Origin of the sequence: Acidaminobacterium chupaoyuni, assembly GCF_047936785.1 — a bacterium.
Taxonomy (GTDB): Bacteria; Bacillota; Clostridia; order Oscillospirales; family Butyricicoccaceae; genus Acidaminobacterium; species Acidaminobacterium chupaoyuni.
Window position 1 is genome coordinate 554696 of record NZ_CP176394.1, and the last position, 12976, is coordinate 567671.

General features: G+C 57.7%; 10 protein-coding genes. 7 read left to right on the top strand and 3 right to left on the bottom strand.

Going from position 1 to position 12976, the window contains the following annotated elements:
* Positions 1-53: 53 nt before the first annotated feature.
* From ACJA3I_RS02790 to csaB, 3 genes are all read right to left on the bottom strand, one after another.
* Positions 54-3362, bottom strand: a complete 3309-nt coding sequence (locus ACJA3I_RS02790) for an FtsX-like permease family protein (RefSeq protein ID WP_458863249.1) — start codon at positions 3360-3362, stop codon at positions 54-56.
* Between the two features lie 4 nt (positions 3363-3366).
* Positions 3367-4071: an ABC transporter ATP-binding protein gene (locus tag ACJA3I_RS02795; protein WP_458863250.1), complete on the bottom strand. Its 705-nt coding sequence runs from the start codon at positions 4069-4071 to the stop codon at positions 3367-3369.
* Between the two features lie 125 nt (positions 4072-4196).
* On the bottom strand, positions 4197-6428 hold the full coding sequence (gene csaB / locus ACJA3I_RS02800) for a polysaccharide pyruvyl transferase CsaB (protein WP_458863251.1): 2232 nt from the start codon (positions 6426-6428) through the stop codon (positions 4197-4199).
* A gap of 238 nt (positions 6429-6666) precedes the next feature.
* On the opposite strand from csaB, the gene ACJA3I_RS02805 reads away from it, so the two are divergent.
* From ACJA3I_RS02805 to ACJA3I_RS02835, 7 genes are all read left to right on the top strand, one after another.
* Positions 6667-8127 carry a lipopolysaccharide biosynthesis protein gene (locus tag ACJA3I_RS02805; protein ID WP_458863252.1) on the top strand — a complete coding sequence of 487 codons (1461 nt, stop codon included), beginning with the start codon at positions 6667-6669 and terminating at the stop codon, positions 8125-8127.
* A gap of 144 nt (positions 8128-8271) precedes the next feature.
* Positions 8272-8595 carry a hypothetical protein gene (locus ACJA3I_RS02810; RefSeq protein ID WP_458863253.1) on the top strand — a complete coding sequence of 108 codons (324 nt, stop codon included), beginning with the start codon at positions 8272-8274 and terminating at the stop codon, positions 8593-8595.
* Entirely contained in the window at positions 8595-10544 is a 1950-nt protein-coding gene (locus tag ACJA3I_RS02815; RefSeq protein ID WP_458863254.1) for a V-type ATP synthase subunit I, read from the top strand. Before ACJA3I_RS02810 ends, ACJA3I_RS02815 begins: the two co-directional genes overlap by 1 nt.
* Positions 10545-10546: 2 nt before the next feature.
* A complete protein-coding gene (locus tag ACJA3I_RS02820; protein ID WP_458863255.1) occupies positions 10547-11041 on the top strand; it encodes a V-type ATP synthase subunit K in 495 nt (164 codons plus the stop codon).
* 21 nt (positions 11042-11062) lie between these two features.
* Positions 11063-11644 carry a V-type ATP synthase subunit E gene (locus ACJA3I_RS02825; protein ID WP_458863256.1) on the top strand — a complete coding sequence of 194 codons (582 nt, stop codon included), beginning with the start codon at positions 11063-11065 and terminating at the stop codon, positions 11642-11644.
* 12 nt (positions 11645-11656) lie between these two features.
* The gene (locus tag ACJA3I_RS02830) at positions 11657-12655 is read left to right on the top strand and encodes a V-type ATPase subunit (RefSeq protein WP_458863257.1); all 999 of its coding nucleotides are present in this window, start codon (positions 11657-11659) and stop codon (positions 12653-12655) included.
* Positions 12648-12971: a V-type ATP synthase subunit F gene (locus tag ACJA3I_RS02835; protein WP_458863258.1), complete on the top strand. Its 324-nt coding sequence runs from the start codon at positions 12648-12650 to the stop codon at positions 12969-12971. Before ACJA3I_RS02830 ends, ACJA3I_RS02835 begins: the two co-directional genes overlap by 8 nt.
* The last annotated feature ends 5 nt before the right edge of the window (positions 12972-12976 follow it).

Consider the following 12976-nt stretch of genomic DNA (forward strand, 5'->3'; position numbering starts at 1 on the left):
AGCAAACCCCCGTCTGCCAAAAGGCAGACGGGGGTTTTTTTAAGCGTTCTTGCCTATTCCACCGATTTGAGCGATTCCACCATGCTGATCTTTTTCAGATGGAAGTGCATGGCCGAATTGACCAGAAGCGAAAAACCAAAGGTGAACAGCCCCGCCAGAACGAAGCTCCAGACGCCGATATCGGGGTTGAACATCACCGCGTCCACTTCGGCGGTGTGGATGATGAAGCGTTCGAAGGGGATGCCCAGGATCAGCCCCGCGCCCATGCCCAGCAGAGAGGAAATGGTGTTTTCGCGTGAAACATAAGCCGAGACCTCGGCATCATAAAAGCCCAGCACCTTGATGGTGGCGATCTCGCGGATGCGCTCTTCGATGTTGATGTTGGCCAGATTATAAAGCACCACGAACGCCAGCAGGCCCGCGCAGACGATCAGCACCAGCACGATGTAATTGAGGCTTTTCACCACATCGCGGAATTGCTGGCCGCCATCGCTGGTGAAGCTGATGAGGCGCACATTGTTGTTTTTCAAAAGCGCGGTGGAAAACGCGTTCTGATCGGCCTGTTCGTTCAGGCGCACGGCCACGCTGTTATAGCGGGCGTCGCTGCCGAAAGCGTTGGCGTAACACCGGGGCGTCATATAAATAAAATTCAGCAGATAGTTTTCGGCGATATCCGTCACTTTGAATTCGGCTTTCTGGGTGTCATCCAGCCAAAGGGTCACGGTGTCGCCCGCCGAAACCTTCAGCAGACGCGCCATCTTTTCTGTGAGGATCACGCCGTCATCCTTCAGCGAAACGGGGTCGCTGTCGGTGCGGTGATGCAAAGAAATAAAGTCTTTCAGCGCATCGGGCTGGGCCGAAATGAACAGATAGATCGATTTCTGGCCGGTTTCGGCCGAAGAGATCTCGGCCGCGTTCTGCCGCAGCATCATCGCTTCGGAAGAGGCTGATTGCGCCTGCGCCAGAATTTCGGCTTTTTCATCATCGGTCAGCTTTTCATCAAAGCCCACCGTGGCGTCATAGGTGAAAATGGTTTCATACTGCTTTTCCACAATGGTCGAAATGGAATGCTTCAGGCCGAAGCCCGCCAGCATCAGCGCCGTGCAGCCCGCGATGCCCACCACGGTCATCCAGATGCGCTTTTTATAGCGGAAGAGGTTGCGCAGCGATACTTTTTTCAAAAACGAAAGGCGCTTCCAAAGGGGCGAGAACCGCTCGAGCAGAATGCGTTTGCCCGCGGGCGGCGCCTGGGGGCGCATCAGCTGAGAAGGCGAAGAGGCCAGCTCTTTATAACAGGCGGCCAACGCCGCAAGGGCTGTGCAGGCCACCGAAGCGGCAATGCAGAGCAGGGCATAGCCCGGGCGGAAGGGTGTTTGCACATCGGGCATCACATACATGATGCGGTAGGCGTTGAAAATGATGGTGGGGAACAGGCGAAAGCCGATCAAAAGCCCCGCCACGCTGCCGATGAGGCTGGCGGATACGGCATAGACCAGATATTTCGCCATCACCGCGCCGCGGCCGTAGCCAAGCGCTTTCAAAGTGCCGATCTGGGTGCGCTGCTCTTCCACCATGCGGGTCATGGTGGTCAGGCAGACAAGGGCGGCCACCAGAATGAAAAACACAGGGAACACCGCCGCGATCTTATCGATGCGTTCGGCATCCTGTGAAAATTCGGCATAGCCGGGGTTCGAAGAACGATCCAGCACGAACCATTCGGGGCTGCCCAGATCGTTGAGATCATGGCGCGCCTTCAAAAGCTCGGCGCGGCCGGTTTCCAGCTTTGAAGCGGCCTCTTCCAATTGGGCGCCGCCTTCCGTGCGCTGCTTTTCCAGCGCCGCAAGCCCGCTTTCCAGCTGGGCGCGGCCCTGTTTCAGAGCGGCTTTGCCCGCATCCAGTTTCTGCTGGGCTTCTTCCAGCGCGGCCGATTGGGCGGCAAGCTGTTTCCAGCCAGCGTCCAGTTCCTGCCGCGAAGCTTCCAGCTGCGCCGCGGTTTTTTCCAGACCGGGCATCTGGCGGGCCAGTTCCTGCTCGATGGCCGAAAGCACAGGTTCCATCGTGGCGGAAAGCTGCGCTTTTTCGGCGGAATCGGCGGGGGCGGAAAGATATTTTGTCAACAGGGTGGGGAAAGAAAAACCGCCGCCGGTGAAACGATCCAGAGCGCCCGAGGCGTTGATGACCGCCACGACCTCTTCGCTGGGGGCCTGCCCCTCTTCCAGCTGGGCCGAAGCATAGGTTTTTTGCACAAAGCGGATGCCGTTGGTCACATTGCTCACTTCATCGGCCAGCAGGCGCGCTTTCAGATATTCGGCGCGGCCGCTGTCATAGGTGTTCTGGTTTTGCTGAAGAGCAGCCAAAGCGGCGCTGTATTGCGCGCGCCCGCTTTGCAGCTTGGCTTCGTTTTCCGTCAGCTCGGTCTGTGAAGCGTTCAGGCGGCGCGCGGAAGCATCCAGCTTGTTTTGGGCCTGCGTGGTCTGAAGTTCGAAATCCGCCAGATTGCGCTGATAGGCGGCCGCGCCGTCATCCAGCTCTTTTTGCGAAGCCTCGATTTTTTCCTGCGCCTGCTTGTAAGTTTCGTCGCGGCGGGTGATCTCGCGGGCGCCCGCCAGCTTTTCAACGGCTTTTTTGGCCAGCTTGGCTTCGCGCTTATACTCGCTGCCGTAAAAATCGAGGCCGCGGGTGTTTTCAAAGGTCATCCACACATCGGTGTAATATTCATAAGAGAACGCCTTTTCGGGCAGATATAAATAATTATTCACCACGCCGTTGCCCAAAGTGCTGTTGCCGCGTTCGAAATTGATATAAAGCGGCGAGCGAACAAGGCCCACCACCGTGAATTCCGTGTGGGAAAGGGTTTTTTGCAGGTCGAGATCATCGCCGCCCGATAAAACGAGCTTCTGGCCCAGCTTGAAAGTTTCGCCGCGCAGGCTCTGGATATCGGCAAGGCATTCGGTTTCGTTTTGGGGCAGGCGGCCTTCCAGCAGAAACGGCTGATCGATGGGGTCATCCTTCGACCAGGAATACAGGCGCACGATGTTCTGGGCGTCGTCTTTCGTCTGGTGATAGGCATCGGCCATATATCCCGCCGAGACCTGCCGCACCTGCCCGGCGCTTTTCAGCGAAGAAAGATCGCTTTGGGTAAAGCCCCAGGTGGATTTCAAATGAAGATCCATCAGGTTTTGATCTTCAAAATAGCTCTGTGCCGTTTCTTTCATATCGGGGCAGGTGGATTTGACGCCCGCAAAAAAGCCGCTGCCCAGCATCACGATGCAGAGGATCGAAAGAAAACGGTTTCTGGTTTTCAGAATTTGCGAAAAAATATCTTTCAGCAGGGCGTTTTTGGCGCTTTTCCGGTTTTTCATGGTGTCACCACTCAATCTCTTCCACCGGGGTGGGGTGATCGTTTCGGGTAACGGAAGCCACCTTTCCGCTGCGCAGGCGGATGACGCGATCGGCCATGGGGCAAAGCGCCTGATTATGGGTGATCACCACCACGGTCATGCCGTTTTTGCGGCAGGTATCCTGCAAAAGCTGCAAAATGGTTTTGCCGGTTTCGTCATCCAGCGCGCCGGTGGGTTCATCGCATAACAGAAGCTTGGGGTTTTTGGCCAGCGCGCGGGCGATGGAAACGCGCTGCTGCTCGCCGCCCGAAAGCTGGGCGGGGAAATTATCCATGCGGTCGCCCAGCCCCACCTCCCGCAGCACTTCGGCGGGGTCTTGGGTATTTTTGCAGATCTGGGCGGCCAGTTCAACATTTTCAAGGGCCGTGAGGTTGGGCATCAGGTTGTAAAACTGGAACACGAAGCCGATATCGTTGCGGCGGTAAGCCGTCAGCTGGCGGGGCGAAAATTTGCCCACATCCACGCCGCCCACCAGAATGCTGCCTTCGTCGCAGGCATCCATCCCGCCCAGCATATTCAAAACGGTGGTCTTGCCGGCGCCGCTTTGCCCAACGATAATGGCAAATTCACCTTTTTCGATCTCAAAATCCACATGGTCTACGGCTGTGATGGTCACTTCTCCCATCCGATAGCGCTTGACCACATCACGCATTGTCACAAAACCGTTCATAACCCTCCATCCTTTCTCGAGCTCGGCGGGCAGGTTTGCTGTTTCTCTGCCTATTATTGTAAACCCCGCTCAGGCGCTTTGCAAGCGGCTCCGGGCGGGGTTTGGGCGTTATAAATGTTAAAAAATTATGATTCTGAAACGGGAAGCCCCAAAAGCTCCTGCGCGGCGCGGCTGTTTTCTTCTTCCAGCCGGCTCAGGCGGTGGGCAATGGCCGCCGATTCTTCGGAATCGGGCTGCTGCATCAGCGCGTCGATCTGGGCGCAGAGCCACTCCTGCTGCACTTCCGCCAGCGGGCAGCATTGGTTTTTGCCGATATATTTCATGAAGCCATCCACCTTGATATCATAAGAAACGGCGAAAAACGGCACCTGGGCCACCGCCGAAAAAACGATGGAATGCAGGCGCATGCCGCACACCAGCTTCATCTGGCGCAGCACCGCCATGGTGAGGGTCACATCGCTGGGGGCCGAGGCCACCACATAATGGGGGGTGCGCATGGTGGAAGCGGCCTGGGTGCAGGCCGAAAGGTCGCGGGGCACCTCGATGGGCAAAAACACCGCCGTGAGGCCATATTTTTCATAGGCATATTCCGCCGCGCGGGCAAAGAGGGCGTAATGGTGGAACCCGCCCCAGGGGCGCAGCGCGAAACAGAGATAGCGGCCATCCGCCGGCACGCCCTGTTCGGCCAGAAAGGCTTCGGCCTTTTCGGGCGGCGCGGGGCAAAGGATGGTGGCGGGGTCGGCCGCCATGCGGATGGAAGGCTTGGTGACGCCCATTTCCGCCAGCTCCTGCTGAGAAACGGTGTCGCGCAGGGTGATGATATCCACATTGCGGTTGAGCGTGTCGGCCGCCAGACGGCGGTTGAAGCGGCGGCGCACACGGCCCACGCCGCATCCATACATCAAAACCTTGCATCCGCGGTGTTTGGCCGCCGCGATGGTATAAAGATAGAAATAAAGCGAACGGCTGGAGGTCACATCCTGGATCAGGCTGCCGCCGCCGTTGATGAACAGGCGGGCGCGGCGCATGGCCCGATGAAATTTGGGCAGATGAAAGGTATAGACGGTGTTGACCTCATGCAAAAGGCGGGTCTCGCGGGGTTTGCGGGTCATCACCGTGATGGGCGAAAGGGGGTCGATGCGCTGCATGGTCTGCAAGATCGCGTCTAAAATGGCCTCGTCGCCCGAATTGCCGCGGCCGTAAGCGCCGCAGATCACAATGCCGTTGCGCTTGCCGCGCTGTTTCAGCGCCATGATGCGGCTGTAAATTTCATTCTGGCGGGCGGCCATGCCCTCTAAAGAATAGATGACCGAAGCTTTTTGATAGAGCTTTTCGGCAAAGGAACGGCGCAGCGGTTCATCGGAAGCCAGACGCACCAGATAGGAAGCAAAGGTTTTATCATCGCCGGGCTGATAGATGAAGCCGTTTTCGCCGTGGTCGATCAGCTTGTTCATGCCGCCCACATCCGAAGTGATGATGGCGCAGTGTTCTTTGATGCCTTCCAGAATGGAATAGGGGAACGATTCTGAAATGGAGCTCAGAACATCGATATCACAGGCTTTGAAAAATTTGCCGATCTGGGTGATCCAGCCGCAGAAGCAAACGCTTTCTTCGATGTGCAGCTGGCGGGTCAGCGCCTGAAGCTTTTGCAGATCTTCGCCCTCGCCGCCGATGAGAAGCTTTAAGCGGGGCTGGGAAGCATGGGCGGCGGCAAAAGCCCGCAGCAGGGTGGGGATATCTTTCACCGGCGTCAGGCGGGCCGCGATGCCCAGCACCACATCGCCGGGCTGATAGCTTTTCAGGCCCACCGAATGAAGGTATTCGGTTTTATCGAAATCGGGGGTGGAGGTGGAAAAATCAAGGCCGTTGTAAATGGTCATCAGGCGGTTGGGCTGAAACCCGCGCTCGATAAGCATTTTTTTAAAGGTGTCGGAAACCGTGATGCGGTAATCCATCAGCCGCAGCGCAAGGGAATTGAGCCGGCCAAAGGTGTGGCGGCGGATGAAGCTGTGCATATAATCCAGCCGGTAATCGCTGTGCACGGTGGTGACCACGGTGCAGCCGCAGAACAGCTTGAGCATTACGCCCGCCGTGTTGGCCTTTGCCCCGTGGCAGTGGATGATATCGGGCCGGAATTCTTTCACCAGCGCCCGCAGGCGGCGAAAATCTTTCAGCGGCAGCCTGGATTGAATGGAAACGGTGTCGATGCCCGTTTTCAGCGCGTCTTCGGCAAATTCGCCGTGGCGCAGGCTGACAAGCTTGAGTTCATTGGTTTTTTGAAGATGGGAGCAGAGCGCGAGAATATGGGTTTTGGCGCCGCCGCGGTCGCCGCCCCCGGCAATATGCATGATTTTCATGGTACCTCCTGAAAAACCGGTGGAAGTCGGTTCTTTCGTGGTGTATAATATGGTACAAGTCTATCCGCTTTGGCGGAAAAGCCCTGTTTTTTCATCAAAGTTTTGGCAGCATCCCCTCTTGAAAAACGCCGATACAGGCGAATATCTTTAGCAAAGGGGGGTATTTCATTTATTATATCGGATTTGCCGGCGCGGGTCAATAAGCGCGGTTTTCGAGAGAAGGAAAGGAAGCAATATTTTGGCAGACGAAAAAAGAAAAATGACGAAAAACACCATGCTGATGATGCCCGCCAAAGTGGTGGAAGGCGTTTTGCTCATGGCCATCAATGCCCTTTACAGCAACTGGACAACATTAGAGGCCAACGGCAAATATCAGGCGGCCAACACCAATGTGCTGGTGCTGTTTCTCATCACGGGCGCGTGGCTCTATAACGCCGCGGCGCGGTTTGTGGCCGATTATGACGGGGAAGAGGGCAAAAAGACCTTTTTTTCCACCTTTATGCTTTCTTATGGCGCGGTAACGGCGGCGGTGATGGCCGCGGCGGCCGTTTTATGGGGCGTTTCGGGCAACCTGATCTATCTGGCCAACGGCCTGATGCTTTCCACCTATTCTCTGCTGACCACTTCCAACGGCCTGCTCATCCAAACGGGGCGCATCAAGGCCAGCATCGGCGTTTCGCTGCTTTCCGTCACGGCAAAAATTTTGTGCGCCTTCGGGCTGCTCAAGCTCACGGGCGCGGCCGATTCGCCCTATCCGCTGATCTTCGCGGCGGTGCTTTCCGATATTCTGGTGTGTTCGCTGGCGCTGGGCGTTCTGCGCGCGCCGCGCTATACACGCCTGAGCGGGTTTTCCCGCCGGCTGCTGGGCGATCTTCTGCGCTTCGGCGTGCCGCTCATCGGCATGAGCATCGGCGTGGGGCTTTTGAGCATGATCGACCGCTATATCGTTAAAGCGGTGATGAACGATGCCGCCATGGGCGTATATATCACTGTGCAGGCGGTCAGCTCGGGCATTTTCAACATGATCTCAGCCTCTACAGTGCGTATTACTTACCCTGCTTTAATCGCCGGGTATAATCACGGCGGCCGTGAGGAAGCCGAAGAGCTGCTCAGCCAGGGCGTGCGGCTGTATCTTTTGATCGCGCTGCCAGCGGCGCTGGGGCTTTTGGCGGTCTGCCATCCGCTGGCCGAATTCATGTATCAGAAAAGCGTTTACCATGAAAACGCCATCATCATCGGGCTGGTGGCGCTGGGCTTTTTGATGATGGGCCTGACGGAATATGCCGCCAAGGGTTATGAGCTGACGAAAAACACGCGCCCCGTGCTTTATTGCAGCCTTGCGGCCGCGGCGGTGAAGATCGCCGTGACGATCTTTTTGGTTTCGCAAATGGGGATCGTTGGCGCTGCGTGGGGCACACTGTTATCGTTTACCTTCTATTTCTTTCTGGTGGTGTTTTCAATGCGCGACACCTTCACTTTCCGTTTGCAAAAGCACAGCACTCTGCGCATTTTCACGGCGGCGGCCTGCTGCGCCGGCGCTGCGTTTCTGGTTTCGCGCTTCGCCCCGGGCGGCGCGCTGGTGCGGCTGGCCATTTCTGTGGCGGCGGGCGGCGCGGTTTATGTGGCCGTTTTGCTTTTCACCAACGAGCTGGCGCCCGAACTCGCCATGATTCGCGCGGCACGCGGCAGAAAGTCTTAGAAATCGTCAAAAAATTCACAAAGAGTTTGCACTTTTGCGGGTGACGAAGGCGCGCAGGGGTGTTATACTGAGGGAAGAGAACGCCGTGGGAAGACAAAAGGTCGATACGGATTCTCATAAGCGAACTGCGAAGGCAGAAAGAGGGTGGAAACATTGTCTATGGAAGCCATTCGGCAAATCACCGAAGCGGAAGCGAGAGCGGATCAGGTGGTGGCGGATGCTCAGGCGGAAGCGAAGAAGATCGCGTCGGAAGCCACGGCCCAGGCCGCGGCCATTGCGGAAAAGGCCCGTGCGCAGATCAAGGAAATGACCCAGAACGCGGTTGCCGAAGCCAATGAAACAAGCCGCAAGCATTATGAAGAAGAAATGAAAACCGCTGACGAAACCTGTGAACAGCTTAAACAAGGCGCTCAGGCGAATCTTGATCGGGCGGCAAAGTTTATTATGGAAAGGGTCGTGAAGGTCTGATGTCACTGGTCAGCATGAAAAGGCTGCGTGCCGTGGCGCCGCAGGGCGCGCGGCGGGCTTTGCTGCGCAGGCTTTATAAGCTTGGGTGTGTGGAAGTGGAAACGGCAGCCGAATCTACGGATTTCGGGGCAGAGGGCGCGGCGCTTGCCAATGTGGAAGAAAACACCGGCGCAAGGGAATTTTGCGCGGTGCTCGAAAAAGCGTGTCAAACGCTGGATCGCTATTCTCCGCCGCCGAAAAAACCGCTGCTCACGCCCAAACGCCAGGTGAGCGAGCGCGAACTGTTTGATGAAAAAAGCCTGGAAGAAGCGATGAGGGCCGCCAAGGCCATCAACAGGGCCACCGAAGAGATGGCTTCGCTGAGCGCGGAACAGGCGCGATGCCAAAGCACCATCGCTTCGCTGAAGCCCTGGCTTGGGCTGGATGTGCCGCTGGATTATGAACACGGCGGGCATTTTTCTTTTCTGGCGGGGGTTCTGCCCGCCATGGTCAGCCTGGGCGAGCTGGAAAGCGAGCTTTCGCAGCAGGCGCCCGAGGCTTATCTCGAAGAGATCTCTTCCGATGCGGAACAGCATTATATCACTTTGACGGTGCATGAATCCTGCCGCGAAAAAGCGGTGCAGCTGCTGAAGCTGAAGGGCTTTGCGCCGGCTTCTTTTAAAGGGGCGGCGGGCACGGCTTTGGAAAGCACCCGGGCCCAGCAGGAAGCCATCGCCCGCATGAACGAGCGCGCGAAAGAGCTGGGGGCGCAGATCGCTTCGTTTGCATCGGCCCGCACAGCCATGGAAAACGCCTATGACGCCTATCGGCAGGAAGCCGAGCAGGATCAGCTGCTTTCGGGCCTTGCGCGCACGAAAAAAACCGTGATCTTAACGGGATGGCTGCCCGAAAAGGCGCAGCCGCAGGTGGCGCAGGCGCTGGAGGAATTCGGATGCGCCTATAGCATGGAAGACCCGCAGGAAGGGGAAGACCCGCCCACGGCCATGGAAAACGGCCCCATCGCGGAACCCTTCACCGCCATCACCGAAATGTACGGCATGCCCCGCTATGGCAGTCTGGTCGATCCGAACCCGCTGATGGTTCCGTTTTATATCACCTTTTTCGGGTTCATCATGGGCGACGCCATTTATGGCATCATCATCGCGCTGGGCTGTTTCCTGGGGCTGAAGCTGATGAAGCCCAAGGGCTCCACGCGGCAGATGCTCACATTGTTTATGTATTGCGGCTTCGGCACCATCATCGCCGGCATCCTGATGGGCGGCTGGCTCAGCGACGCTGTGCCGCTGTTCACCGAAGCGGTTCTGGGCAAACGGCTGACGATTCCGCCGCTGTGGTTCAACCCGCTGGAAGACCCCATGAAAATGCTGATCTTTTCCATGGTGCTGGGCGCCATCCAGATCATCACCGGCATGGCGGTATCGGCGTGGCGGCAGATCAAACAGAAAGATTATGTGGGCGCTTTATGCGACACCGGCGCGTGGTATGTGATCTTTTTGGGCGTTGGCCTGCTGGCGCTGGGGTTTTCGGCCGGCAAATGGCTGGCTTTGGGCGGCGCGGCGCTGATCTTGCTGCTGGGCGGCCACGATAAAAAAGGCATCGGCAAGGTGACGGGCGGCCTGGGCAAGCTTTACAGCGTGACAGGGTTCGTTTCCGATCTGCTTTCTTATTCCCGCATCATGGCGCTGGGGCTTTCCGGCGCGGTGGTGGGTTCGGTCATCAACAAGATGGGCACCATGGCGGGCGGCGGCATCGTCGGCGTTCTGCTGTTTGTGGTGGTGGGGCTGATCGGCCACACCTTCAATGTTGCCATCAGTGTGCTGGGCGCTTATGTGCATACCAGCCGCTTGCAGTATATCGAATTTTTCGGCAGATTCTATGAAGATGGCGGCCGCATCATGAGGCCGCTGCAAAATAAAACAAAATATGTAGAGATGGTCAAGGAGGACTAATTATGAGCTGGATTTCTTCATTATTCACAGGAACGACTTTCGCGGTGTTGGGCGCCGCAATGGCAGTGGTTTTATCGGGCATGGGCTCTTCCAAGGGCGTTGGCATCGCCGGTGAAGCCGGAACAGGCGTTTTGACAGAAGATCCTTCCAAATTCGGCCGCGTGCTGCTGCTGCAGGCGCTGCCCGGCACACAGGGCATCTATGGCCTGCTGGTGGCGTTCCTGATTTTGTTCACCAACGATCAGGTCTTCGCGGGCACTCTGCCTCTCATCCACGGCGTGGCATATTTCTTCGCGGCGCTGCCGGTATCCATCGTGGGTTATTATTCCGCCATCCGTCAGGGGCGCGTTGCCGCTGCGGCCATGAACATCGTTGCCAAAAAGCCCGAAGATTCCATGAAGGGCGTTATCAGCGCCGGTCTTGTTGAAACTTACGCGGTTTTGTCGCTGTTGATCTCGGTTTTGGCGGTGTTCGCCATCCCCGGCATCAAAGCCTAACTTGAATAAAGGATGATAGCCATGAAAGGCATTGAAAAGATCGCCGATAAGATTTTGGCAGACGCCGATGAAAAAGCGATCGATATTCTGAAGGCGGCCCGCGCATCGGCGGAAGAAACCACCGGCAGGGCCGAAGAACAGGCCCGGGAAAGCCTGGAACAGGCCAAGGCCTCTTTGGCGGCGCGGCGCGAAGAAATTTTGCAGCGCGGCCGGCGCACGGCGGCCCTTGAAAGCAAAAAGCGCGTTCTGGCGGCCAAACAACAGGTCATCGACAGCGCTTATGCAAAAGCGCTGGATCAGCTGCTGCATCTGAAAACGCCGGATTATATCATGCTGCTGACAAAGCTTTGCTGCGCGGCTGTGGAGCAAAACGGCGGCGGCGAGCTGATGCTCAACGAGAAAGATCAGGAAGCGGCGCCCGAAATTTTGCGGCTGGTCAAGGCGCAAACGGGAAAACAGCTGACCTTGGCCAAAGAAACGGCGGAAATCCCCGGCGGGTTCATCCTGCGCCAGGGCGCGGTGGAAATCAACTGCGCGCTGGATGTGATGATGCGCCTGTTGGAAGGCGGCACCGCCCATGAGGTGGCTGCCCTGCTGTTTTAAGGAGGGTGTGCTTTGAAAAAAATCAAAGATACCGAATATCTGCATGTCAGCGCCCGCATCCGCTGCATGGAAAAAGACCTGCTCACGGCAGAGGAGATCGGCCGCATGGCCGAAGCCCGAACCGATGAAGAGGCGGTCAAACTGCTCACCGATAAAGGCTGGGCCGAGTTTGACCCCCGCGACATGAACGAGCTGGAAGAATCCATCGCCGCCGAACGGCGCAAGACCGTAAGTTTTTTATCGGAACACTGCCCCCAGCCCGAGCTGCTGGAAGTGTTCCGGCTGAAATATGATTATCACAACATCAAAACCCTGCTGAAAGCCGATGCCCGCGGCGTCGATGCCAACCGGCTGCTTTCGGCGGCGGCGCTGATCGACCCCCGCGTGCTGGCCCAGAAGATCCGTGAAGACGATCTTTCCGATCTGGATGAAGGGATGGCGGCCGCCATCACCGAAGCCCGCGACCTGCTGGCCCGCACAGGCGACCCCCAGCTTTGCGATATCCTGCTCGACCGCGCCCAGATGCTGCAAATGCAGCAGGCGGCCGCCAAAACCGGCAGCGAGTTCCTGATGGGCTATGTGCAGGCCCAGATCGACGCCGGCAACCTGAAGGCCGCTGTGCGCATGGCCAGAATGGGCAAAGGGCTGGATGTTTTCGAGCGCGTGATCTGCCCCGGCGGAAAAGTGCCGCGGGAGGCTTATTTTGAGGCTGTCACCCCCGAGCGGATTGAACAGATGTTCCGCGAGGCGGGCTTCGGCGAAGCCGCCGCGGCCGCCCGCGAGGCCCTCAGCGGCGAAGGCAGCTTTGCCGCGCTGGATATGGCCTGCGACAACGCGCTGATCCTTTATACCCGCTCGGCGCGCATGGTGCCCTTTGGCGAAGCGACCCTGATCGCTTATCTGCTGGCCCGCGAAGCGGAATTCAACGCCGTTCGCGCGGTGATGGTGGGCCGTGTTTCGGGGCTTGCGCCGGAAAAAATCATGGAAAGGCTGAGGATCTCTTATGTATAAAGCAGCAGTCATCGGCGACAGCCAAACCGTGATCGGCTTTCGCGCCATCGGCCTGGCTGCTTATGCCGTTCGTGATGGCGAAGAAGCCGCCCGCTGCCTGCATCGGCTGGCGCGGGAATCTTTTGCGGTGATCTATATCACCGAGCAGCTGGCCGTGCAGATCCCGCAGGAGATCGCCCGCTATGATGATACCGCCGAAGTGGCGGTGATCCCCATCCCCTCGAAGGATGGCATGCTGGGCATCGGCCGGCAAAGCCTTCACAGCGCCGTGGAACGCGCCGTTGGGGCCGACATTCTGAAAGAACAATCGAAATAACCGTC

What these genes read in the sequence shown, in the direction of transcription:
- ACJA3I_RS02825 (WP_458863256.1), top strand. Translation starts at nt 11,063, where the DNA reads ATGAAAGGCATTGAAAAGATCGCCGATAAGATTTTGGCAGACGCCGAT.
- ACJA3I_RS02815 (WP_458863254.1), top strand. Translation starts at nt 8,595, where the DNA reads ATGTCACTGGTCAGCATGAAAAGGCTGCGTGCCGTGGCGCCGCAGGGC.
- ACJA3I_RS02790 (WP_458863249.1), bottom strand. Translation starts at nt 3,362, where the DNA reads ATGAAAAACCGGAAAAGCGCCAAAAACGCCCTGCTGAAAGATATTTTT.
- ACJA3I_RS02820 (WP_458863255.1), top strand. Translation starts at nt 10,547, where the DNA reads ATGAGCTGGATTTCTTCATTATTCACAGGAACGACTTTCGCGGTGTTG.
- ACJA3I_RS02795 (WP_458863250.1), bottom strand. Translation starts at nt 4,071, where the DNA reads ATGAACGGTTTTGTGACAATGCGTGATGTGGTCAAGCGCTATCGGATG.
- ACJA3I_RS02835 (WP_458863258.1), top strand. Translation starts at nt 12,648, where the DNA reads ATGTATAAAGCAGCAGTCATCGGCGACAGCCAAACCGTGATCGGCTTT.
- csaB (WP_458863251.1), bottom strand. Translation starts at nt 6,428, where the DNA reads ATGAAAATCATGCATATTGCCGGGGGCGGCGACCGCGGCGGCGCCAAA.